This window comes from Paenibacillus sp. FSL k6-2145, assembly GCF_037976585.1.
Lineage (GTDB): Bacteria > Bacillota > Bacilli > Paenibacillales > Paenibacillaceae > Paenibacillus.
In genome coordinates this window covers 1,939,147-1,963,745 of record NZ_CP150267.1, presented here as the reverse complement: position 1 = coordinate 1,963,745, position 24,599 = coordinate 1,939,147, and the positions used below count along the sequence as shown (strand labels likewise).

Below are 24,599 nucleotides of genomic sequence, written 5' to 3'. Positions count from 1 at the left end.
TATATTGTAGTTCGGCTAGACTCTTTTTCAAGTGAACAATCCATCCATTGCTGAACAAACCTTCATTTCATCGTGGCTGAGCGGTGAGAGCAGAGGAAATGTTGCTAAATATCAAGTACGATGATGTAGAGCGGATCAGGTACACACGTTAAAATAAAGCTAGACTGAATTCACATCATGGTTGGAGGGTGGACCGTCATGAACAAGTTTATTGTAGATGAGGACCTTCATCAGGTGAAATTGCATAATGACGAGGATGGAAAGAACACTCCGATTAAGGGAGGCATTACTGCTCAGGATTTTGAAGTCATCTCTACGCATCAAAAGGGATGGTTGACCTTCGCCTACCTGCGCGATCGTCAGGGAATATGGTGGTTCAATGCCCGCAAGAATAAGGCGAGTTTGTTCAGTCGGGATACGGAAGCTTTTCGTGTGATCGATGAAGATTACTGCTGCGACTCTCAGTATGTCTATCTGGAAGATCAGGCCGTGCCTGACTCCGATCCGAACAGCTTTCGGCTGTTGCCGGATACGCCCTACTTTGCGCAGGACCAACGTTATTTATATGTGAAGAGTAGCCAGCATTTTCATCTTTTTGAGGATATCGATACAAATGCTGTGATTGCTCATCACGATTATTGTACCGACAAAGACCACCTCTTCCATCTGTCCAGCTCTCTTCGCTATGCGAATGGGGACAAGGATGAGGTGAGAGAATGGTTGCGTGAGCATCATTCCGACGTACCTGGCTGGTGGAATGATCAATATGCACACAGTGCAGAGGGCGCTACGCAGATCACAGGGAATTGGTATGAGACTCAGTCGTCTATTTTTTATAAAACAGAATGGGGCGGTACGTATCGTCGAGAAGCGAAAACGGTATTCAACCTTGTCCGTGGAGCGGACAGATCTACCTTTGAACCACTGGATGAGCACTTTGCACGGGACCAGGAACGGGTTTATTTTCAGTGGCGTACTGTACAAGGAGCAGACCCGGATACGTTTCAGCCACTAGGTGGCCCTTTTGGACGTGACCGCAATCATGTGTATTACAACGGATATCGTGTCGATGAGGCAGATGCTCGGGAGATTGAAGTGTTTGCCGGGACAGAGCCTCTCGGACTTGCCAAGGATCAGCACCATGTGTATCGTGCCGAGGTTGTTCGGACAAGTGAGCCTTTCGGTCATCCAGACGATGTGCTTCAGATGATCAAGGGGGCGGATGCAGCAACGTTTGAGTTAATAACACCTTCGGGCAGTTGGGCGGTGGATGCCGATCGTGTGTATCTGTGGGGTAAACCGAATAAACATATCGATCGAGCCAGCTTTACACATCTATTCGATGCCGATCCCCAGAGTTGGGCCACGGATCAGAATGGTCTATATAATGCCAATGGCAACCGTACGGTAAAGGATGTCAATGGAAGTACATTTGTCATGCTGAATCCATATTGGGGCAAAGACGACCGTGTAGTGTTCAGCTTTGTGACGGGTGGGGTTTATAAGTCGGGAGATGCAGCAACGTTTCGAGTTACGGATGATATCGGGGGCGCCGAAGATGCGCTATTTCGGTATACGGTGGAAGGCGGTACAGTGCGGAAAAAGAAGAGGTAATGAAAACAGGGATGGCAGACTTAAAAAAGAGTCCACTATCCCTGTTTGAATTTCTATTTATCCGTGTTTACCAAACTATTTATGACCTTTGCGAACCTTGAGCTGCATCTTTTTGATCGTTGTATTCTGCATGAGCTCTAATACGAGTGGGCCTTTGCCGTTCAGAATCTCTACATCCGTCACATTATCCAGAATTGTAATGATCCCGATGTCGTCTGCAGTAACTCCTTCAAGCTTGGCGATGGTACCTACAAAGTCAACGGCGCGAAGTTTCTTCTTCTTGCCTCCGTTGAAGTTCAGCTTCATGATCTGTTGGTTCAGCTGTTCACGCTTGTCCTTTTTACGTTCAGGAACGATCTTCAATCGCTTCTCAAAATCTTCTCTGCGGCGATCTACAGCTTCCTCGGAAGGTGCTTTCACGACAGGGATTTCGAATCCAATATAGGATTCAATCTCCGCCAGACGTCTGCCATCTTTCGGTGTAATCAACGTAATGGCTTTACCTGTTTTGCCTGCGCGCCCCGTACGGCCTGTACGGTGAACATATCCCTCTTTTTCCAAAGGAATATCGTAGTTGATGACATGAGTAATATTTGTGATATCAATACCACGTGCAGCTACATCTGTCGCGATCAGATAACGGAATTGTCCCCGTCGGAATGCGTTCATTACTTCAATCCGCTCATCCTGCTCCATACCACCATGGATACGATCTGCTGGATAGTCAAGGTCAGCCATGACACGGAACAGTTTGTCCACATTCTCCTGCGTACGGCAGAACACAATGCAGCTATCCGGATTTTCCACAATGAACAAGTCCTGAAGCAGCGCGGTTTTGTTCACCTCTGGAACGTGAATCACGGCATGTTCGATGGTGGCTGTTGTCAGTCCACTTGCCTTGATCTCAATCTCCACCGGGTTGTTCATGTATTTGCGTGACAGCTTGGCTACATCTTCAGGGAACGTAGCGGAGAACAACATCGTTACTCGCTCCTGCGGCAGTTTCTGAATGATGGACTGTACCGTCTCAATAAAGCCCATATTCAACATCTCATCGGCCTCGTCAATAACGAGATAGGCGATCCGTTCGAGTGGCAGCGTGCCACGTTCGATATGATCCAGTACCCGACCTGGTGTACCAACAGCCACGTGTGTTCTTTGTTTCAACTCCGCTTTTTGGATATGGAAAGGGGACTGTCCGTATAGTGCGGTTGCTTTAATACGCTTAAAGCGGCCGATATTCGTAATATCTTCGTTAACCTGCAAAGCCAGTTCCCGGGTTGGGGTAAGAATCAAAGCCTGTGGCTTATTCTCATTCCAATCCACCAGCTCACAGAGCGGAATGCCGTAGGCGGCTGTTTTACCACTGCCTGTCTGTGATTTGACCACAAGATCCTGATTCTCCAGTGCTACCGGAATAACTTTAGTTTGAACCTCGGTTGGTGTCTCATAGCCCAGACTGTCCAGTGCTTTTACGATCTCTTCACCAAGTCCATAATCTTTAAATTGTTGCTCGCTCATCGTTTACCTCTTTTGCGTTAGTTTTGAATACTCTACATACAAGCATTGCACCGTACATTTATCGTATACCTCTTCATTATACTCTATATGCAGGCAGGCTAACGGAGTAAATGCTTTAAGTGTGTAAATTGTTTTCATGATTTCTGATTTGAGGGAGCAACGTTTGTTGCTATTCGTATGTGTATCATAACGTTCCACGTGAAACGAAATGTATCGGCGTAGTTTGCTTGGTGTTAGTGAATGACCATTTTTACAGCCTTGGTTTGGGGAGGGTAAGATTGAGCAATAATTCCATTGACCCACACTTCTGCACTTCGACCAACCATTGTTTCATCCAAAGAGACGGCGACAATCTCTCCTCCAACGATGAGTTCGGCGTCCTTGCTGAGCGAGACCCAAATCGGTCCTGAATCAACACCGCCATCTTCTTTATTGTCGATGAGTACCTGACCTCTTTCTTCCTCAAAATCCGTAATAATTCCTCGTATATGTGGCTTCTCTTTCCCTTGTTCCTCGGATTGCTCTGCGCATCCGAGCCTTAGCAGAAGCAAGATCACTGGTAATAAGGATAACCTTCGTACAATGGACATTGGGGTGCTCACCTCGCATCCTTTTTAATCAATCTATAACTATGGACGTTACCTGAGAGGATGAAGTTCCTGTACATCAATAAAAAACGAAAATCAGTCGATTCAGTCTGGTGCTAGAAATTGGAATATGTTAGCATATAGTTAACTTACTGAACGGAGGGATACGTGTGGTAAATTTTTTTCGATTGAGATAGTAGCGGAACGTTTGCTTGCGCTTGCTGTTTCACTGCCTGTGTGCAGATCATCGGGAGAAGTTTGCCTGTTTACACGTATGCCGTTATTTGTAGTGGACACTCTTGCATAAGAGTGGTTCTTTGATGTACCACTATGGGGATGCGCAAAAATAGGTATAGCCCTATTCCGAGATCGAAAGCACAGGCATGAATGTCTGTGTTTTTATTTTTCCAAGGAAAAGGGGAGGTTTGGATATGACAAAGTCAAATGAACAAGTGGATTTCACACAGGATATATGGTTGCTGGCTGAACAAAATGGGCTTCAAATCCGCAAGGAATCAATGGAAATCAATGAGTCCGGGATGGACTTCCGTGTAGCCTTCGCCACTGATATAAGTGGACAAAAGTGGGTTCTGCGTCAGCCGCGGCGTGAAGACGTATGGGGGCGTGCCGAGAATGAACGTAGAGTACTGGACGTTGTCCGGGGGAGTGTTCCGGCACAGGTACCGGACTGGCGAATCTGCACGCCCGAACTTATCGCTTATCCACTATTGGATGGCGACCCGATTGCAGTGGTAGATCCTGCTGGCGCAGGATATGCGTGGCGTTTCCCGCAGGAGACCTTGTCTGACGAGTTCCTGGATTCACTAGCTGCTACACTTGCCGCATTGCACAACATTGATCCTGAGGAGGCGGCCAGGGGCGGAGTTCGGATCAAGACGCCTATGGAAGCTCGCAAAGAGTTTGCGGCAAATATAGAGGAGATTAAAAAGAATTTTACGGTACCGGACCAACTGGCGGAACGCTGGACGGTGTGGCTGTCTGTGGGTAGCTATTGGCCGAAGCACTCGACGTTTAATCACGGGGATCTGCACCCACCGCATATCATTGTCGATGATACACAGCGGGTAACCGGACTCATCGACTGGACGGAAGCGGAGATCGCTGATCCGGGTAAGGATTTTGTAATCCTTTATGGACTTTTCCAAGATGATGGACTACGCGATCTGCTGAAGCGATACGAGAAGGCAGGGGGAAGGACATGGCCTCAGATGTTTGAACATATTCGGGAACAATGGGCTGCTTACCCGGCACTGGTTGCCAAATTTGCTCTAACCACAGGGGAAGAGTCGACGATGGAAATGGCGAGAGGCATGCTGGCAAACTGGGATGTAAAGAGAGGTTGAGCATCGAAGGTATATCATTCGTTCACTCGCTACGGCACATACTATATTGTCGATGATGACTACGTACTTGCTGCCTATGAGGGTGAATCGGATAAATTACGTGACTTTACGGAACAAACGAATGGAATACAGCTGGATTCTTTTATAGATAAAATCAAGAACCTGCCACAAGGCTAAATGACTTTTTCCCATAGAGCAGTTACAGCGATAATCCTAACGGTTTGTTAACCTAGCAAAAGGCGATCCTCACCATGATATTCATGGGAGAATCGCCCTTTTTTCTTTTTCGTTAAGCGTGGTGCGTAACGATTGTATCTATTTCAAGATACTCACATATTTCCCGTATACAAATGCTACACGTCCATCCAACTTCACTTTTACCCAACCATACTTGTCTGTACTAATTACCTCAAGCAGGGTACCTTTCGGTACGGCAGCAACGACCTTGGCTTTGGATGAAGCGCCAGCGCGTACGTTCAGGTAAGCCGCAGTAACCTTGGCTTGTTTGCCTTTGATGACGGTATCCGGTTTACCAGTGCTTGGTGTTGATGGTTTAACAGGTTTCGACGTGCCTGGAGTCGGTGTTGGTTTTGGTACTGTTGGTGTCGTAGGCTCCTCAGGAGTAGTTTCTCCCTCGCCATTGCCTGCTGCTTTGCGAGCTTTGTTCAGCTGTTGATAGAACGCTCCCTTGGTTTTCACGCCTGCGAATTGTGCCGCACTCACATCTGCTTTGGCAGATAGCGTATCAATCTCTTCCTGAGTCACCGTATCCAAAATGTTAATGGAGGCAATGTTGGTGTACTTGCCATCTTCTGTTGTTGGCACAGACATGATGCCATCGTTAATTAACTCCACCACATCTGCACGCTCCGGTGCAGTCAGGTCTACGCCAGTGATTTTCCAGTTGTGTTGAATCTTCGGTTCGTAGACACCTTTCATGACATCTTTCAGATAGGCGATTGACAGGTTGCGAATTGTGCCTTGAATCTCACCAAATGCCGAAGCATCCTTGGAGGACCAGAGCTGCTTGAACTTGCGCCCTTCCATGGCTCCGCCTTTGGCAATCAGAGCTTCCATTCGATAGGCGTTCATGCCAAGTTTCAACGTATCGTCTTCTTTTACTGTCGTACCGTTGCTGTACTTGAGATTTGTAATCCGACTGCCGTATGGTTTGGTCAGGTCAATCTCATACGTTACGCCGCCGAAGAAATCATCGGTGCTGTATTTGGAAGCACGTCGTTTCGGATCAAAACTGATGGTCACATCACCCGGGCGTGTGGAGTTGAAGTACCCCGCAGACCACTCCATGTAATCCTTCAGATCACGTCCGGTCACTTCATACACGGTTACTTCACCGAAGGTGTATTGGTAGTTGAACGCAATATCCTTTTTCTTGATCGGGCCTACATCCAGCTTGGCCTTGTCGTTATCAATCTGGTGCGCGACCACATCGGCATCGCTGTAGTGCAACATCACTTCGGTGAAAAAGTCAGACAAAGGTGTTTCCTGGATCTGCACCGCAGGGATACCCTTAATCTCATCAGCAGGTACCAGGTTCGTTCCTTTCAGTTCAGCCACTTCAATATTGGCATCGGCACGAGCGAACTCGTGGAATGGGTGCAAAGTCTCTTCCAGCGCAGGATCGGAGACTTCATATGTTCCGTCGGCTGCTTTTACAGCGAGAGCTTGAGCTTCCTTGCTTTTCAGCACAACTTTGTCGCCGTCTTTTTCAAATGTCAGATCGATTCGTGAAATATGTGAGCCATATTTATTCGGTTCGGAGATCAATACGCCGTTAACCGTTTGGGATTCAATCAAGGTATGCATGTGTCCGGCAAAAATGGCAGCCAGCTCCGGGTTGGCGTTGGCGATATCCGTCACTCCGGTGCCCGGATTTCCGTTCTCGTTATCCAATCCCATATGCATGAGTCCAACCATGACATCAACTTTGCCTTTCAACTCAGCAATGGCCTTCTTGGTTTCTTCCACAGGATCTTTGACGATGATACCGTCCAGGTGATCCGTCCCTTTTTCAAACTCGGTAATCATAGGTGTGTTCATTCCAATGACACCCACTTTGATTCCGTCTTTCTCGATAATCGTATAGGCAGGCATGTAGCGGTCGCCGTTTTCTTTGAAAATGTTACCCACGAGAGGCTGTCCATTGAATTGGGAAGAGATCTTCTCCAGTACGTCCAGTCCAAAGTTAAACTCATGGTTACCCATGACCCATGCGTCATATTTCATCTCGTTCATTGCAACCATCATGGGAGATTGAGGTTGATCATTGAACAACTCAGCCGAGTTATCCTGAATCATGTCTCCTGCGTCCAGCAGGATTGTATTGGGATTCTCCGCACGGACTTTTTTCACAATCGTGTAGAGCTGTGTCATGCTACCAGTTGGATTTGGACCGTCCAGAGCATAGTCCCACGGCATGAATCGACCATGTATATCCGATGTACCCAGCAACGTGATCTTGGTTTCCTTGTCTGCCTCAGCAGCCTGAACCGGAGTGGAAGCAAAAGGGGCGAACAAAATGGAGGCACATAAGAGGAATGATAGGGGCCATCCGGCGAAACGTTTTGTTGAAATTTTGCGCATGTTGTAATCTCCCTTGTTATCTAGTGTATGTAAAGATATGTATCATTTTATACTAGATAAACATGTGGTGAATGTAAACTCCAATGTAAGAGTTATGTTGGATTTAAGAGAGTGAATCTATAAATAACTTCAGAAAAAGCACTAAATTCTATTTTTTTACAATAAAATACTATAATTTGACAGGTGTTAAAAACCAAAATTATCCAGTAAAATGATGTTTGTAAGCGCTTAACAAAAAAATAAATCTAAGGAGGAAAATCATTGATTAAGTCTAAGTGGTTTAAAACAGTCGGCTCACTGGCATTGGTAGGGATTCTCGCTGCTTCTGTTGCGGTTGGTAGTGTGAGTGCTGGTTTGGCGAAAGGTAGCAAATTTCTGGGCAATATTATTGCCAACCAGGTTCCTTCGAATTTTAGCCCATATTGGAATCAGGTAACTCCGGAGAACTCTACCAAGTGGGATGCTGTTGAAGGCACACGCAACGTAATGAATTGGGGCCAGGCGGACATGGCCTACAACTATGCTAACAACAACGGATTCCCGTTCAAATTCCATACGCTCGTATGGGGAAATCAACAGCCAAATTGGATTAACAGTCTCTCAGCTGCAGATCAGAAGGCTGAAGTGACACAATGGATTAAAGCCGCAGGACAGCGGTATTCGAAGTCTGCCTTTGTTGATGTGGTAAATGAACCTCTGCATGCGAAACCATCCTATCGCAATGCCATTGGTGGAGATGGGGCAACGGGTTGGGACTGGGTCATCTGGTCATTCCAACAGGCGAGACAAGCCTTCCCTAACTCCAAATTGTTAATTAATGAATATGGTATTATCGGTGATCCCGCTAAAGCGGACCAATACATCCAGATTATCAACCTTTTGAAAAACAGAGGTCTAGTTGATGGTATTGGAATCCAAGGGCATTACTTCAATATGGACAACGTTTCTGTGAGCACGATGAACACGGTATTGAACAAGCTTGCAGCGACAGGGTTGCCAATTTATGTATCCGAGCTGGATATGACAGGTGACGACAATACACAATTGCAACGTTATCAGCAGAAATTCCCTGTGCTGTGGAAACACTCTGCTGTTAAAGGTGTGACGCTGTGGGGTTACAACCAAAATCAAACTTGGCAGGCAGGCTCCCACTTGGTCAATAGCAACGGTACAGAACGTCCGGCTATGCAATGGCTGAGAAATTACCTGGCGAACAATCCTTAAGCTTGCGTTTTGACAAGTCTGAGCATCTCTTGCAAATCCGGTAATCATATAACACCAAATAGCGCCTGTTCTACATGTTAAGCATGGGAATATGGCGCTATTTGTGTTAATGCTTTGTCTCAACAGTGTTCGGCAATTCATGGTGCAGGGAAGCATTTAATTTTAATCCAAACCAATACAAAAGCGATCAGTGCAAAGATCATTCCGCTCCAGATCAGTTGATGTATTCCCAGATTTGCGATGAACCAGCCGCCGATGGCAGTACCCAGGGTAATACCAAGGTTAGAAAAGGATACATACAAACTGTTGCCGAATTCAGGCGCATCCTGCGCTTCAGCGGTTAACCAGGTTTGGCTAACAATCAATCCTCCTGAATGCACGGATGCCCAGAGGATGACTACAATAACCATCCATATGAAGTGAGGACCGGCCCAATAGACGAGTGCGTAAGCTGCTACATACAGCAGGGGGAACATGAGGACAGTTCGGACCACGCTCTTACGCAGAAACTGTCCAAACCCCAAATTTCCGATAATCATGACGACACCAAAGACGGTCAGCATGACACTGATCCATGATCCGCTCATTTGAGTGACTTGCCCAAGATACTCGGCGAAATAGCTGTATACAGAGAACATGGCGGCGAATATAAAAATGACTGCGGCAACATTCAGCCATAACCCGGGTTTGCGCAGAATATCAAGCTGCTTACCATAGGACATCTTTTCCTTCACGGGCATTGAGGGTAACCAGATCCAAATTCCGATAAAGGCGACCACACTGACCATCGCTCCAAACAGAAAGGCGACTTCGAGAGATAGGCGTTCAGCAAGATACGATGTCAGCGGCACGCCAAAGGCAAAGCCCGCGGTAACTCCGGTGAATACTTTGGCGACGGCCTGGCTGCTTTTCTCTGCCGGAACGAGTTGGGCACTGGTGACCAGGGCTACGGAAAAGAAGACGGGATGGAATAACGCGGGAATGATACGGAAGATAAGCATGGTATCAAATGTTGTGGCGTAGGCATAGACGATGTTCGAAATGGCAAACATCAGCACAGCGGTTAAAAGGATGATTTTGCGATTAATTCCGGACGCCAGCAAGGTGAGAAAGGGACCCGCAATGGCTACGACCAGCGCAAATATACTGACCAGCCATCCTGCCTGTGCAGCCGAGATACCGAATTTATGCGCAACCTGAGGCAGTACCCCCACAATTCCCATTTCTGTTGTAATGATCCCGAATACACCGAGTGCCAGAATCAGGATAAGGAGCGGGTTGACCTGTTGTGATTTCATGTAAAGCGTACCTCCAATTAATTTAAATATACAGAAAAGTAGATATAATATTCTAAAATGGGACTGCCTTTCCTCCTATAATATGATGGACATGAGAGTAAGTTCTCTGGATTACATTATATCTAGATTTATAGATTTGTAAATATAAAAGGTGAAACGTCATATCTTTAAGTCGTCTTCGGCTTGTGTTCTACAGGAGTAATCATGGTGACAGTAGGCATGGTCTGGTCCATGAAAAATAGCGCCGGCTCAAGGAATTCCTGAGCCCAACGCTATTGATGTCCGCGTTTTTAACGATGTGTTGGATTAGTTATTTCGGTTGAATAACCATGCTGTTGAAGGAATCAGCCTCCAGCTCAATATGAAGGGTCTGCCCTTCCTCGATGGTTAGATACAGGTCCCGACGGTCCTGGAATGGATTGTTGATGACAATGACTAGACTGTTATCCGGGTTGCGGAAAGCAACGGATTTCCCGCTCCACGCGCCTGACAGACCGACTCTTCGAGCACCAGGAACAATATGATGAGCGAAGTGTTTCATCACATAATACTCCGGGTTCCGAGTAACCTCCTTATTGTCCGGATCTATCGTAATCATGGAGTTCTGCTCCCAGCCCCATGTGCTGCGGCCTTTGGGTTCTAGAACCATGTTCCAGTAGATATACGCGTTCACTCCGTTGCTGAAGTAATGCTGGTAGAGATTATATACATATTTGGCATAGTTCCATGAGTTGTTGCCATCGCCGCATTCGTTCTCGGTCTGCATATAACGTAGCTCCGGATAACTTGCCGAGGTACGTTGAATGGCATTTTTACCAGCCCATTGATACCCAACACCTTTGATATAGGAATAGGCCTTTGGATCACTCAGGACAAGCCCGGCGTACTCATCGAAGTCATTTGTTTTTTTCTTGATTAATTCTTCCCATGGATCAGGGGCGTTGATCGTCCCCAGCCAGATTTCGGTATCCAGACCGTGTTTGTCAAAAGCCGGGCCCAGATAATCAGCGATAAACTCACGAAGCTGCTCACCTGTCCACATGCAAGAAGGGAATTTCTGATCTGCAATCACTTCGTTCTGTACATGCACCTGATGGATGGTAATGCCTGCTTCACGGTAGGCCTGTACAAATTTTACGAAATACAGGGCGTAGGCTTCCAGAATAGCTTTCTCCCAACGAAGCGTGCCATAGTTATAGGCTTTCGGCGATTTCATCCACGTTGGCGGACTCCATGGGGAGGCGAAGAATTGCAGGTTCGGGTTATAACTTAGAGCTTCCTTAATGTAAGGAATCAGATATTTGAAATCACGTTCGATTGAAAAATGTTCCATGGCCACGTCTCCGTCCACCTCGTTGTGGCTGTACCACTGCTCTGCATAGTCACTTGCGCCGATCGGCAGGCGACAGATGTTAAACGTGTGCTCACCCTCCGGATGGAAGAGAGAATGAAATACCTCATGGCGCTGCTCCTCATTCAAGTGGGATAGAGCAATATAACCAAGCTCGTTGAAACATCCGCCAAACCCTTCTACAAGCTGGTGTTGCTCACCCGTCAGTTTTAAGTTAGCGCTTTCATTAGTCAGCACAAAAGATAGCTCTCTCCACGGGTTGTCTTGGGTTGTGGAATAACCAGTGAGCATGAATGTCATGTGAATTTCCTCCTCGATTGAACCTCAGTTGTCATATATATATTACGTTCAGTATAACAACTCCCACGGCAAAAGAAGATAGGCTAAACCGTGTGAAATTTACCCTAATCCAAGATAAAGCATTACGAGTTCGTATCCGCACAGACAGATCGTATGCTGCAATTTGCTTGTGATCGGCGATGTCCATATACCATTATCCAATGTCATTACGCAACTGTCATAACACAACAAAAATCCCCGCTGATTGTTCAGACGGGGACTTTCGCTATGTTTTTCTTAAGGCTGTGCACTCTCACCAAGCTGTTTATTTTCAAAAATCAGAATCGTTTTGCTGCTTCCGATGTAACCAACAGAGGTATTAAATTGCTCTGAAATGAATCGTACCGGTACAAAAGCTTTACCATTTTTCATCAGAAGAGGAGCATCATTGATCGCAAGCGTATCATTCACGACAACTTGTTTGTTACCCACGCTCCAACGGATGGTCTTGTCATTCTGTGTGATCACAGCTTCGCGCGTACCGCTGTTCCAGTTCACACGGGCATTTAACTGCTCCGAGACAAAACGCAGAGGCACATAGGTCCGGCCTTCATCGATAAAAGGTGCAGCATCCAGTGCATAAGCGTGATCTCCTACATAGGCAGTGGTGGACCCTTCAATCAGACGCTGGAAGCTGCCCTGCGGCGTTCGTTTCTGCTCCCGCACATTCATCCGGTTCAGAAGCTGCATCGTCTGACTGCCACTTGCGACATCCAGATAGTTGTTCTGCACCGTAAGCCCCGCAGGCTCAACCTCTGAGACAGAGGTCTGAATACCAGAGGATAACGAGGTGGAGGCCGAGATATCCTGTATAACATTTGTCGCTGACTGATCACGGGTAAACGTAAAACCTGCGATCGGTGTCAGATCCCACACCCGGTTGTTGGATAATTTTAATACGTCCAGGCTGGAAAGCTGCCGTAAAGGTTCCAGATCATAGATCTGATTGGACTCTGCATTCAGCTCCGTCAGCCCAGTCAGTCCCTCAAGCCCCTTGAGGTGCTGTACTTGGTTACCAGAGATATCAAGTGTCCGAAGACGTGTCATGTGCTCCAGTGGTGTCAGATCCGTAATTTGGTTGCCTGCCACATTCAGATTCCGCAGTGTATTAGGCAATTCAGCCAGTACGTCCAGCGTCTGAATCTGGTTGTTTGCTACATTGAGTTGTTGGAGCCGTGTTTTACCCATGAGCGGTGTCAGATCGTTAATCGTATTGTTCGAGATCTCAAGCCACTTCAGTGCATCCGCATCTGAGAGGGCCGCAAGACTGGCAATCTGGTTACCGCTGGCGTGGAACGTATGTAATCGGTTGAACCCACGTACAACCTCTATGGAAGAAATGGAATTGTTGCTGATGTACAGCCGTCCCAAGTCTTTTAATTCAGTAAGTTCGTCTATGGATGTAATGTAATTGTTGCGAACATCGATCTCGCGAAGCTGGGTTAGGTGCTCCAGCGGTGTGAGATCCTCAATCTCATTCCCATATAATCGGAGGTGTGTCAGGTTGGTTGCATATTCGAGACCGGTCAGGCTGTGAATACCTGCATTGCTTAGATCTACCACCTCAAGCTGCTCCAGATCCGTTGAAGTTAATGGTACATCCAGAGGTTTGTTCAGGATTAGCTTCAGTCCGTCCTCCAAAGCGGGATCTTCAATGATTCCCTCGCCCAAGTCTTTGTTGGTGTAAGCCATGGCTTGCCCCGATGCCCCGAGACTCAGGATGAATACTAGAAATAGTAGCGTCATTCTTCTCATTGCATGCATTCCCTCCGATTCCGATGATATTAAAATATAAAATACTCCGAACAGTAGTAATCGTAGGGTTGTTCTGTCAATCGGAGTGCTATGTGTAAATCAATCTGTTTAATTTTTGCAGGTTCGGCTAAAAGCACATCTATAGTTATTAACCCGTCAACCGGAAAAAGGAACAAGAAATTTCGTAAGGGGTATTCCTATACTTCTATTCTATATGAAACAAACCCTGATCTGCACTCTTCAGAGACATGTTTATCAAAAAAAATAAAACATCTCCCGCCGACCCTATTCAATCCACCCTTGAAACGGGTAAAGATGAAGTAAAGATGCCATTTTGGAGGGGAAGATGTGAGTATGCGCCAAGCCATGATCATTAGTAATCCATCGTCAGGTAAGGAAGAGGCCGAGCAGTATGTGTCCCAAGTCAGAGAAATTCTGGAGTCACAGCAGTATGAGGTGGTTGTTAATGAGACGGCCGGGGAAGGTGATGCCACCAACTACTGCCTTAGCGCCTGCAAAGACGGCTGTGATCTGGTCATCTCCATCGGAGGCGACGGTACACTACATGAGACGATTAACGGCATGATGGATCAGGATCATCGTCCCCGATTAGGCGTTATACCGCTAGGTACGGTGAATGATTTTGCACGTGCGCTGAATATTTCGCTTGACCCGGAAGAAGCCATTCGGCAGTTACGTTCGAATCAGACCCATATCGTGGATTTGGGGAAAATCAATGATCGCCTGTTTGCCAACGTTGTGGCTGCAGGTTCTTTGGCAGAATCTCTGTTCTCCGTATCCTCGGAAGAGAAGTCGAAGTTGGGTTCATTCGCATATCTCAAAGAAGGCTTGAAAGACCTGGTGAATACACCAGCCAATCATCTAACCATCGAATATGACGGACAGATCTGGGAGGGGGAATCGCCACTTTTTTTGGCGGCGCTGACCAACTCCGTCGGAGGATTTGAGAAGTTGTCCCCGGATGCTGAGGTGGACGATGGTCTGATACATTGTTTTGTTATTCGCAACATCAGTGTGTTCAACAGCCTCACACTAGGTACTTCCCTGTTTTTTGGCAATCTGAAAGACCATAAGGACGTGGACTATTTTACAGCGAAAGAAGTTTATGTTCGCTCAGACGAAGCCATTCGCACCAATGTAGATGGGGAAGAAGGTCCTGCCCTGCCGATTCATATCCGTGTCCTGCCAAGGCACATTGAGGTTATCATACCGGAAGAAGTATAGTATATTCTTTTGGATCTATAGGCTGGAATGAAGAACCTATCATTTCTCCATATGAAAGTAGGATAAATCTATTGAAACCGATTGCAGATATATGTCACAATCAAAGGTAAGATACACGATAATATTCGAATATGGAGGGAAAACATCTTGAGAACCATTAAATTGGGCAGCAGTGCACTAGAAGTACCTGTAGTCGCGGTGGGCTGCATGCGGATTAATTCACTAGACGGTAAGGAAGCCGAACATTTTGTTCGTTCTGCAATGGAGGTTGGCGCAAATTTCTTTGACCATGCCGACATTTATGGTACAGGAACATGTGAGGAGATCTTCGCCGAAGCGGTACAGATGAATCCCCAAGTTCGTGAAAATATGATTCTTCAATCCAAATGCGGTATTCGCAAAGGCATGTTTGATTTCTCCAAAGAACACATCCTGAACTCAGTCGATGGCATCCTGCAACGTCTGAAAACGGAATATCTTGACGTTCTGCTGTTGCACCGTCCTGATGCATTGGTTGAGCCGGAGGAAGTGGCTGAAGCCTTTGATCAACTGGAGCGCGAAGGTAAAGTGCGTCACTTCGGGGTATCGAACCAGAATCCGAACCAGATCGAATTATTGAAAAAATACGTGAAACAGCCACTGGTAGCCAACCAGTTGCAGATGAGTATTACCAATACGACGATGATTGACAGTGGCATCAACGTGAACATGGAGAACGATGCCGCGGTTAATCGTGACGGTAGCATTCTTGATTACTGTCGTCTGCATGATATCACCATTCAGCCGTGGTCCCCGTTCCAGTACGGATTCTTTGAAGGTGTATTCCTGGGTAGTGACAAGTTCCCGGAATTGAATGCAAAGATTGACGAGATTGCTGCGAAGTATGACGTGAGCAATACAACGATTGCAATCGCATGGTTGCTTCGTCACCCTGCGCAGATGCAACCTGTGACAGGCACGATGAATATCGAACGTCTGCAAGACTGTGTAAAAGCAGGAGATGTTCATCTTACGCGTCCAGAGTGGTATGAAATTTACCGTGCGGCAGGCAATATACTGCCTTAAATCCAAGTTATAGTGAGCATGATGACTGCTGAGTCAGTTGAGAACACGAGCCCGTAGATGGCTCGTGTTTTTTGTCTATTTTCAGGTTTGATGTCAGGCGCGTTTCCGATATAAAATAAGGATAGAGATTTGTGGCTTAATTAAAGGATTAAAATGTAATTAATACAAATTAGTTGAAATTATTATATTGACCGATACTTTTTAATTACATATAATTACTTTTGCATACCGATAATCCCGTTTATGTTTTTTATTTTGGAGGGTGGTGTTCGTTTGGAGTCGACAACCACGATACGCGATCACTTGGAAAGTTATCTGAAGCGTGAACAGATGTCCATTAGTCATTTTTCGGAAACGTCAGGGATTAATTCGGGTACGCTCAGCAATATTTTGAATAAAAATCGGCCTATTGCCATGCAGCAGTTGGATCGCATCACTTCCGCCATGAGACTGGAAGAAGGTTACTTCTATGAGTTATACATAGACGAGTGTTTTGTACACGCGACCCCGGACTGGCGAAGACTGGGACCCTTCCTTCATCGCTGTGCCGAGTTGGACAAGTTGGACTGTATTGAAGAGGTTATTCGTCTGATGATGGATAATCTATCCTATATTCCTTTGTTATTTGATGTGGCTGAAGAATTCTACCAAGCAGGTAAATTCAAACCGGCCATTCTTCTATATGAAAACATTGCTGAAAGCGAGAAAATGCAACATTCCGAGCGGCTGGCACTCTGTCAGTATCGACTGTTCCGGTTGGGACTGACCAATGATCAGCAGCGGAATCTGATTATCGCAGCCCGGTTCGAATATTATGTGGATCGGCTGGATGAGCGCTATCAATTGGATGCGCTTAACGAACTAATTAATGCATTTGCATCACTTCACAGATGGAGCAAAGTTCAGGAACTATCTGAAAAGTTGAAGGTGAAAGCAGCCATCCATTATGAGATGAATGGCCGAAGGAAACAAGAAGAGACCAAACGACCTATCGTTTTTTATATTATGTATGCGTATTTAGCCTGCGGAAGTGCCCACTTCCACTTGAATAACTATGAAATGGCATTGAAGTATGTTGCATTATACTCCGATTACAGTTGGGTGAAAGAGCCTGAACCTGAAGAAAAAGTGGTTATTCATCAGTTTCAGGAATGGGCTGAGGGTAATCGTTATATATATCAATTAATGGCTGGGCAGTTTGAAGTATTACCTGACTACCTCGCGTATATCTCAACGAAGGAAAATGAGATATTTCCAGCGCTTTGTGATATTGTAACGGCTGCTAACCGTTATGATATGAACATAGATCATGTACTCAATCAATATGAGCCATACTTCACTTATCATGAACAGAGAAATCGGATAGGGAAAGTAAGCAAGCAGGTAACCGATGATCGCTACGTTCGTCTTTTAGCTGGATTAGGCACGTATTGTCTTAAAAAAGACAGGTTTGCGGAGGGATTAGATTTTGTACTGAACAGCTTGAGATTTTCTATTGAAATTAGCGATGGACGAGGTATGCTTAGAGGTGTCGGACTGTTTGAGCAATACAGGGAATATGCGTCTGACACAGCTATACAGCAGTACAAAATCTTGATTGGTGAGGTGCAGAAACTCAATGAAGAGAAAGCTGGCTTTGCTGATAGTTACATGTAGTATAGTGGTGAGCATTGTAGCTCCTGTTACTGGACCTGTCCCGACTGTGGAGAATCCAGACCCTTCAATTTACCGAACAAATGATCACGGTTTAGGGACATAAGCCTGAACCAATGGACGCTTCTGAATTCATTTCAGGAGCGTTCTTTTTTTTGTGTATCAAAGTGGAAGAATAAGTATGTCGTATCTCACATGCGCTTATGATTGGCATAATACACTAAAATATGACAAAAAGGAGGGATACTATGGATCGCCTGGATTTGATATCACGGATCGAAGATGCCAGACAGTTGTTATATCGCATGCATATGGAATACGGCAGTCTGCTTCATCCGGAAGTGATCCAGCAATCCGTAGTCCTGGACGGTCTTATTAATCAATACAACAGAGCCAAGGTAGGAAAGGCAATGAGTTAAGTTCGCCTATTTACATTTGCGTTTTTGTATACTATAGTTAGTTACATGAGTAACTAACCGACTAACTGACTAATGAATACGTATGAAAGTTGGAAGCACATGAAATCGACTTTGGATGAATCTCAGCCTATTTTTCATCAGATTGCCACGATGATTATGGACGATATTGTGGAGGGCAGATTGAAGGTGGAAGAACAGGTTCCCTCAACCAATGAACTGTCACGCTTCTACAATATCAATCCGGCTACAGCCCGCAAAGGACTGCAGGAACTCGTGGACAAGGGGATTATATACAAACAGCGAGGTGTTGGAATGTTTGTTGCAAAGGGAGCAAGAGAAGCATTGCTCGTTGAACGGAAGCAAGATTTTTATGAAGAATACATCAAGCCTTTACTTGAAGAAGCCAGACGGATTCACATGAATGAAGACATGATCATTGATCTGATTCGCGGCAAGAAGGATAAGGAGAGTGAGTTATGATTCATATGGAGCAGGTCAACTACAGCTACCAGAAGACGCCCGTTCTGAACCAGGTTACGCTACATGAGAGTGAGCCAATCATTAGTGCAATCTGGGGAAGAAATGGAGCGGGTAAAACAACCATGATGAGTTTACTGGCAGGGCATAACCGCCCCGACAGTGGAACCGTTCAGATCATGGGTCAAGACCCCTATAATAATCTGGCTGCCAAAGAGCATCTGTGCTACATCCAGGAGAATCATCCCCTGGGGAAAAACTGGACGGTTAGTGACATGGTTCAAATGGGGCAATATTTTCATCCGCAGTGGAATCAGGATTTGGCGGAGCGTTTAATGGATGTGTTCGAACTACCGGCGAAGAAAAAGATCATTAAATTTTCGAAAGGCATGAAGACTGCCACCCAGATTATATTAGGTCTTGCCAGTAATGCAAAGATAACCATTCTGGATGAACCCACCAATGGGCTCGATGCTGAGAAGCGTAAATTCTTCTATAATGCGTTACTGGAAAGTTATGAAGATAACCCGCGTCTGATTCTGATATCCAGCCATCATATTGAGGAGATTCAGCCTTTATGTGAGTCCCTTATCGTTTTGCAAGCCGGAGAGGTGTTGTTAAATCAACCGATGGAAGAGATGCGCGAAAAAGGAGTTCTTCTAACAGGGAGAATTGATGATATCAACCAAGTCACAGCAGATGTTAAAGTTATCGAATCTTCCCAGATGGGATCGACTGTAAAAGTGATGATTGATGAGCCCTACTCGAAAATGTGGAAGGATATCGCTCATTCGCAGGGTCTTTCCATTGAGAAAGCGACATTACAAGATTATTTGGTTAACAGGACCCGTAATCAAGAGGGGGTTAAACCATGAACGCAGTAAAAGGTACGAATCGACTGATTCGCGATGATATGCGTTTGTATCTGGGTATATTTTCATCCATCGCTCTAATGCTCACCGTTGTATATCTGGCCATTGGCTTCATATTTGATGTCTCGTATACCACGCAACTGTTTGGTCCCATGTACGGAGGGATATGTACGTTTGCAATCGGGGGAATTATTACACTGTTTCCTGTTGCGATTGGTATGGGTAGTACACGAATTCAATTCATGAAATCCTTCTATATGAACTCGGTATGGATGGTTGCAGGCACCATGGTCATTCTGCATGTGGCGTATTTCCTCATACACCTGCTTCAGGAAAAAGGAATTGTTGACGTAACCCTTTATCAACCAGGCATGTTGTATTCAAGCGAATATCATTTCTTATCCTACCTGTGGATCGATCTGATGTGCGGTTTTCTCGTACTGGGAATCTCTGTCTTCCCAACGGTTTGTTGGATGCGATTGGGGATGCGCGACTTTTTCATTATGTTCTTTGGGGTTGGCTTGGTCATTACGCTGATCATTACATTGGGCAATCTTGGTGAGTTTATGTTGTGGATTGCTAGGATTGATCGCATGACATTGTTCACCGTTCTGGGGTGTATTGGTGGTGCGCTACTTCTATCTACGTACCCGATGATGAAGAATGCGCCGCTTACCATGAAATCCAAAAAAGACTGACAGGAAACAGTTATAAAGGAATCTATATAAGTTGAACTAATCATTTACACGATAACGGAGAGGACAGAAAAAACCTGAAAAAGCGAAGCGTGCGCCTTTATCACCGGATTTTCCCATGAGAAAGGGGATCGAAAAAATCTGGGGATAACAGCGATTGGAAGGTTGTTCTGTCATCGTAGTGTCAGTGTAAATAATCTTTAGTTCAACTTATATAGGCAAGGAATCTAAGCGAAACTTCCTGTAATCTGAAAAACACGAGTGCGAACACGCCTCGTGTTTTTTGTATCATCCTAAATCACTGAATATACCTATTCGGCAATCTTTGTACGCAATTCAAAATGAAGGTGTATCCCTTAAGCCTGAGCTTGCGGTTTGAATCCTTCGTCCTTGAGGTACTCGCCGGCTTCACTACGCGTTTCAAAAGCCATATCCAGATTAACACCGGAATACACATACCACATGTCATCTTCGTATTTTAAAGTCAGCGTATGTCCATCTTCATCAACCCATGTTCCGCCACCCGTAGAGGTTGTAGACAAGGCAGGAGCAACAGCTTTTACTTGTTCTGGCTCTTCGAATTCAACTGCGTTGGGATTGTGAGACATCGCTTGGATCGTTTCATCTAACAATGTGCGCAGATCTGCTTCGGAGTAATCACGAATATTGACGAATCCTTTAGCATCGGTCTCATAGTCAGGCAGCAGCCCTGCATAGATATAACCGTTACCGTTAGGGTGAATATGGAGAGCAACAATTTTTTTATCATACGCACTATCCTCGTAGTGGAAATTAACACGACCGAGAGAAACATCTTTGCGTTGCAGTTGGGGATACGATTGTAGCACTTCAAGCTTTTGTTCCACGTTAAGCATAATTGCCTCCTAGTTAGTGTTCAATAGGGGTGATTATAACATAGGTAATCACTTATGACGATTCGGAACTATTCATCAAAATGCTTCGTCCTAGTTCTTTCAGGTGTTCCATAACTTGCAGATAGGGATATGGCCCATAGCTTACACGTGCTACACCCAGTGCGGCAAGCTGTTTTGGTGAAGGCTCAGGAGACGTAACCATAATGTTAATTGGCAGCGATGAACGCTCACACAATTCCTGAATCAGTTGGTGATCCTGCAAACCGGGTACAAACAGACCACTGGCTCCTGCATCTGCATATTGGCTCGAACGTATAAGTGCTTCCTCTAGGAGGGAGTGGTTATGGTGTTCAGGTGCATGTTGCAGAAAAATATCTGTGCGGGCGTTAATGAACAACGGGATGCCTGCCTGCTCCGCAGCTTCCCGGGCGGCGGACAGTCTCGTGCACTGCTCCTCCACAGAGTACAATCCCAAGCCAGTGGGAAGTTGGTCTTCAATGTTGACTCCTACAGCACCATGATCGATGACTTGCAGGATATTTTGCTTCACTTCTGACACCAACCTCCCATACCCTCCCTCTATATCGATCGTTACAGGTAGATCCACGCTCGCTGTAATCCGTGCCAGATTGGCAAGTACCAGATGGAATGGCATGGCTTCCCCATCTTGCTCACCATGGGCCGCAGCAACGGACCAGCTTCCGGTTGCGATGGCCGTTGCTCCAGCGGATTGAATGGCTTGCGCACTTCCGGCATCCCACACATTAACGAGAACAAGTGGTTTTCCTTTCACATGGTATTGTTGGAACAACGCTGCTTTTTCTTCTAAGGTACTCATATTATGTTGACTCTCCTTTGTTATATCATGCATTCCTTTGGACATTTGATGCGTACTTCATTACTTTATTCTGTTTTTCAGCTACCCTGTTTTTGTTTCTCGTGAGTCAAAAGCCAGTTTTTGCGAGTTAATCCCCCGCCATATCCACCCAGTTCGCCACTGGCATTAATTACACGGTGACATGGAATCACAATCGCAAGCTGATTGGCCCCATTCGCCTGTGCCACAGCTCGGCAAGCAGTCGGTTTTCCCAGTGCATTTGCAATCTCCTGATATGACCTCGTTTCACCAGCCGGAATGGCCAGCAACTCGTCCCACACACGCTTTTGGAATGGTGTTCCTAAACAGAACAACGGTGTGTCGAATGCTGTCCGAATACCTTGAAAGTACTCGTTTAGTTCACGCTCAATGGACTGGATGGGAGCTGTAGTGCCGGGTACAATCGCTGATTTGGTTCGTTTGCGCAGACGCTCAACTTCGCGTTCCAGACCTCTGCGGTCCACAAATTCCAGTAAATATAGCGACTCCTCATCTGCAATGGCCATCATCGGGCCGAGGCGGGTGTCAATCCAGGACGCTTTTAGGATATGTCCTTCATCGACTTGTGTAGGGGCAGCACCCATGATCCGTGAAAAGGCATCGCGGAAGCCGCTGCTTGATTCATATCCGGTAGATAATTGGCTATCAATCACGGTGCGGCCGGAGCGAATATTTTTCAGGGCAAGTCCCATGCGGCGAGCGCGAGCATATTCGACAAAGGTCATGCCGAACCGCTTCTTGAACTGTCGGCGAGCAGTAGATTCGTCGATGGAGAGGGCCTTGAAATCCTGTCCTTTCCAGCGTTTCTCCGGATTTTTCTCCACAGCTTCCACTAATATGCGAACGACATCGGATACTTGGTTAGGGTGAGAAAGTGGACGACAGCGCTGGCAAGGGCGATAAGAGGCCAGAAGTGCTTGCTGTGCCGTCTCATAGAATTCGCAGTTTTCGAATTTTGGCTTTCGCGCAGGGCATGTGGGACGACAGAACACACCTGTGGTTCGGACTCCAACATAGAATAAACCCTCGTATTCCGAATCCTTGGCCACAAGCGCCTCGTAATATTGTTCCTTCAGATCAGCAGAAATCATGGGGGCACGTCCTTACTCATTAGAATCTTTATCTATACCTATTATAGAAAAACGTTGCAACAAGCATCGCCGAAAATCAGGCATGAATATTGGATAGATTAAATCGGATATCACATTGAAATTCGGTTGTTCAGAATTTGTTTAGAGTGAACTGGTAGTATAGACCTATCAGTGTAGGGTTACTTAGGCAAAGATACCTATATAGTGAAAAATATAATTATTGATCATTCATTGTTATAGGAAAAATACATAGGTAAACATGAAATTAAAGATTAGCGGAATGAAAGTCTGGAGGTCGACTAGAATGAGATATTCTACGTACAAAAGTATTTATGAATCCGTTTATACCAAAACTTCCGAGTCTCGCACCATGTATGTTAAAGATCAATTCATACGGCGTGTGAAGACGCCAACCTGGCTAATGAAAATCGTCACTATAACTCTAATTATAATCATAGGGTGTAGTGCTGTATTCACTGCATTTGCCGGAGATGAGCAATTGTTGTCGGGGGACCAGATCGTTGTATCTCAGGGAGATACACTGTGGGGCATTTCATTGGTACATAAACCTCAGCAGATGGACACTCGTGTGTATGTAGAAGCTATCAAGAAAGTGAACAAAATTGAGCATAACGCCATTCAGGTTGGACAAGTGTTGGTCTTGCCTGGGTTTGATCGATAAAATAATACGTGTATGAAGTCATGAACAGAGCTCTTTCTTTATTCATTGAGATGCAGTCACATACTGAATTTATTAATCATTTACATATAATGGAGCTTCATGAGGGACGATATGGTGTAGTGATTAATAAGTGGTGTGCTATATAAGTTGAACTAAAGAATATTTACACTGACACTACGATGACAGAATAACCTTCCAATCGCTGTTATCCCCTGATTTTTTGATTCCCTTTTCTTAAAGGGAAAATCCGGGGATAAAGGCGAAGCGTATGCTTCCGATGCAGCTTTCTTCCAGAAAGCTTTTAGCTTCGCTTTTTCAGGTTTTTTCTGTCCTCTCCGTTATCGTGTAAATGATTAGTTCAACTGATATAGATATATGTGCTGTAAATGGATGAAGGGAGAACTAGATGATGAAAATAAATATAAAGAAATCTGCACTTTGCATGTCTGTGCTCTGTATTTCGCTATTAGTTAGTGCCTGTGGCGCCAAGAATAATAATGAATCGGTTCAGGAGCACGCCTATCCGCAATCGAAGCAACCCGTAGAGGAAGCTGGAGAAAACTCTGTTCCGAATGCGGATGCGAAGAATAACAATGACAAAGGCATTGCCAGTGGTGATGAGGGTAATCCTACGGCTCAATCGGAATCCACTGAACCGTCTGAGCAGATTGATATCGTCATTGACCAGTCGGAGAAACCGAGTGAGGGTAACAGTTTTGATTTTGGAATTAAACAGGTTCCGAAGGGGTATACATTAACGGAGATGCGATGGACGTCTAACACGGTGACGATTGTGAATTCACTACAGGAAGCCATTGAACATGGTGGAAATGGAGAAGATGGCTTTTACTTTAGCGGCAATGGACAATTCTCCGGCTTTATCTATTCGGATGAGATGAAGGGCGAGCGGGGCAAAGCGACATTTGTCTTCACGAATGATGAGGGGAACGAAATCATGTCCGAAAAAGAAATTACGTTGAAGTAGCAGGCA

At 45.6% G+C, this 24,599-nt stretch carries 21 protein-coding genes; 12 read left to right on the top strand and 9 right to left on the bottom strand.

Annotation, left to right across the window (positions count from 1 at the left end; translation table 11 throughout):
- Positions 1 to 198 precede the first annotated feature (198 nt).
- The gene (locus NZ043_RS08615; RefSeq protein WP_339311456.1) at positions 199 to 1,614 is read left to right on the top strand and encodes a DKNYY domain-containing protein; all 1,416 of its coding nucleotides are present in this window, start codon (positions 199 to 201) and stop codon (positions 1,612 to 1,614) included.
- A 75-nt stretch (positions 1,615 to 1,689) separates the two neighbouring features.
- On the opposite strand, the gene NZ043_RS08610 is transcribed toward NZ043_RS08615, so the two are convergent.
- Positions 1,690 to 3,135 (bottom strand): DEAD/DEAH box helicase, encoded by a 1,446-nt coding sequence (locus tag NZ043_RS08610; RefSeq protein ID WP_339311454.1) that lies wholly within the window; start codon positions 3,133 to 3,135, stop codon positions 1,690 to 1,692.
- Positions 3,136 to 3,368: 233 nt separating this feature from the next.
- The gene (locus NZ043_RS08605; protein ID WP_339311452.1) at positions 3,369 to 3,725 is read right to left on the bottom strand and encodes a hypothetical protein; all 357 of its coding nucleotides are present in this window, start codon (positions 3,723 to 3,725) and stop codon (positions 3,369 to 3,371) included.
- A 428-nt stretch (positions 3,726 to 4,153) separates the two neighbouring features.
- Between NZ043_RS08605 and NZ043_RS08600 the strand changes: the two genes are divergently transcribed.
- Positions 4,154 to 5,086, top strand: coding sequence for a macrolide 2'-phosphotransferase (locus NZ043_RS08600; RefSeq protein ID WP_091035466.1), 933 nt, complete (start codon positions 4,154 to 4,156; stop codon positions 5,084 to 5,086).
- Positions 5,087 to 5,401: 315 nt separating this feature from the next.
- On the opposite strand, the gene NZ043_RS08595 is transcribed toward NZ043_RS08600, so the two are convergent.
- A complete protein-coding gene (locus NZ043_RS08595; RefSeq protein WP_339311450.1) occupies positions 5,402 to 7,690 on the bottom strand; it encodes a 5'-nucleotidase C-terminal domain-containing protein in 2,289 nt (762 codons plus the stop codon).
- A gap of 261 nt (positions 7,691 to 7,951) precedes the next feature.
- Between NZ043_RS08595 and NZ043_RS08590 the strand changes: the two genes are divergently transcribed.
- Positions 7,952 to 8,914 carry an endo-1,4-beta-xylanase gene (locus NZ043_RS08590; RefSeq protein ID WP_339311448.1) on the top strand — a complete coding sequence of 321 codons (963 nt, stop codon included), beginning with the start codon at positions 7,952 to 7,954 and terminating at the stop codon, positions 8,912 to 8,914.
- Positions 8,915 to 9,051: 137 nt separating this feature from the next.
- On the opposite strand, the gene NZ043_RS08585 is transcribed toward NZ043_RS08590, so the two are convergent.
- From NZ043_RS08585 to NZ043_RS08575, 3 genes are all read right to left on the bottom strand, one after another.
- Positions 9,052 to 10,212 carry an MFS transporter gene (locus tag NZ043_RS08585; RefSeq protein ID WP_339311446.1) on the bottom strand — a complete coding sequence of 387 codons (1,161 nt, stop codon included), beginning with the start codon at positions 10,210 to 10,212 and terminating at the stop codon, positions 9,052 to 9,054.
- A gap of 310 nt (positions 10,213 to 10,522) precedes the next feature.
- Entirely contained in the window at positions 10,523 to 11,863 is a 1,341-nt protein-coding gene (locus NZ043_RS08580) for a glycoside hydrolase family 30 protein (RefSeq protein ID WP_133386334.1), read from the bottom strand.
- 276 nt (positions 11,864 to 12,139) lie between these two features.
- Positions 12,140 to 13,657 (bottom strand): leucine-rich repeat domain-containing protein, encoded by a 1,518-nt coding sequence (locus tag NZ043_RS08575; RefSeq protein ID WP_165980324.1) that lies wholly within the window; start codon positions 13,655 to 13,657, stop codon positions 12,140 to 12,142.
- Between the two features lie 354 nt (positions 13,658 to 14,011).
- On the opposite strand from NZ043_RS08575, the gene NZ043_RS08570 reads away from it, so the two are divergent.
- The 7 genes from NZ043_RS08570 (at position 14,012) to NZ043_RS08540 (ending at position 20,086) form a co-directional block, all read left to right on the top strand.
- On the top strand, positions 14,012 to 14,902 hold the full coding sequence (locus NZ043_RS08570; RefSeq protein WP_133386441.1) for a diacylglycerol kinase family protein: 891 nt from the start codon (positions 14,012 to 14,014) through the stop codon (positions 14,900 to 14,902).
- Positions 14,903 to 15,049: 147 nt separating this feature from the next.
- Positions 15,050 to 15,967, top strand: a complete 918-nt coding sequence (locus NZ043_RS08565; protein ID WP_076213731.1) for an aldo/keto reductase family oxidoreductase — start codon at positions 15,050 to 15,052, stop codon at positions 15,965 to 15,967.
- A gap of 273 nt (positions 15,968 to 16,240) precedes the next feature.
- A complete protein-coding gene (locus NZ043_RS08560; protein ID WP_133386332.1) occupies positions 16,241 to 17,623 on the top strand; it encodes a transcriptional regulator in 1,383 nt (460 codons plus the stop codon).
- 245 nt (positions 17,624 to 17,868) lie between these two features.
- On the top strand, positions 17,869 to 18,039 hold the full coding sequence (locus tag NZ043_RS08555) for an aspartyl-phosphate phosphatase Spo0E family protein (protein WP_091035488.1): 171 nt from the start codon (positions 17,869 to 17,871) through the stop codon (positions 18,037 to 18,039).
- A gap of 99 nt (positions 18,040 to 18,138) precedes the next feature.
- Complete coding sequence (locus NZ043_RS08550; protein WP_036611682.1) at positions 18,139 to 18,519, top strand: GntR family transcriptional regulator; 381 nt, start codon at positions 18,139 to 18,141, stop codon at positions 18,517 to 18,519.
- Complete coding sequence (locus tag NZ043_RS08545) at positions 18,516 to 19,391, top strand: ABC transporter ATP-binding protein (RefSeq protein ID WP_339311444.1); 876 nt, start codon at positions 18,516 to 18,518, stop codon at positions 19,389 to 19,391. The genes NZ043_RS08550 and NZ043_RS08545 overlap by 4 nt, the downstream gene beginning before the upstream one ends.
- Positions 19,388 to 20,086 (top strand): hypothetical protein, encoded by a 699-nt coding sequence (locus NZ043_RS08540; RefSeq protein ID WP_339311443.1) that lies wholly within the window; start codon positions 19,388 to 19,390, stop codon positions 20,084 to 20,086. Before NZ043_RS08545 ends, NZ043_RS08540 begins: the two co-directional genes overlap by 4 nt.
- 353 nt (positions 20,087 to 20,439) lie before the next feature.
- Here the strand turns inward: NZ043_RS08540 and NZ043_RS08535 are convergent, their stop codons facing one another.
- The 3 genes from NZ043_RS08535 to NZ043_RS08525 form a co-directional block, all read right to left on the bottom strand.
- Positions 20,440 to 20,958 carry a hypothetical protein gene (locus NZ043_RS08535; RefSeq protein ID WP_133386329.1) on the bottom strand — a complete coding sequence of 173 codons (519 nt, stop codon included), beginning with the start codon at positions 20,956 to 20,958 and terminating at the stop codon, positions 20,440 to 20,442.
- 52 nt (positions 20,959 to 21,010) lie between these two features.
- Positions 21,011 to 21,796 (bottom strand): isocitrate lyase/phosphoenolpyruvate mutase family protein, encoded by a 786-nt coding sequence (locus tag NZ043_RS08530; RefSeq protein WP_133386328.1) that lies wholly within the window; start codon positions 21,794 to 21,796, stop codon positions 21,011 to 21,013.
- A gap of 77 nt (positions 21,797 to 21,873) precedes the next feature.
- Positions 21,874 to 22,926: a trifunctional transcriptional activator/DNA repair protein Ada/methylated-DNA--[protein]-cysteine S-methyltransferase gene (locus NZ043_RS08525; protein WP_133386327.1), complete on the bottom strand. Its 1,053-nt coding sequence runs from the start codon at positions 22,924 to 22,926 to the stop codon at positions 21,874 to 21,876.
- Positions 22,927 to 23,230: 304 nt separating this feature from the next.
- Between NZ043_RS08525 and NZ043_RS08520 the strand changes: the two genes are divergently transcribed.
- Both NZ043_RS08520 and NZ043_RS08515 read left to right on the top strand, forming a co-directional pair.
- Complete coding sequence (locus NZ043_RS08520) at positions 23,231 to 23,608, top strand: LysM peptidoglycan-binding domain-containing protein (protein WP_165980323.1); 378 nt, start codon at positions 23,231 to 23,233, stop codon at positions 23,606 to 23,608.
- A gap of 406 nt (positions 23,609 to 24,014) precedes the next feature.
- The gene (locus tag NZ043_RS08515) at positions 24,015 to 24,593 is read left to right on the top strand and encodes a hypothetical protein (protein WP_143023601.1); all 579 of its coding nucleotides are present in this window, start codon (positions 24,015 to 24,017) and stop codon (positions 24,591 to 24,593) included.
- Positions 24,594 to 24,599 lie beyond the last annotated feature (6 nt).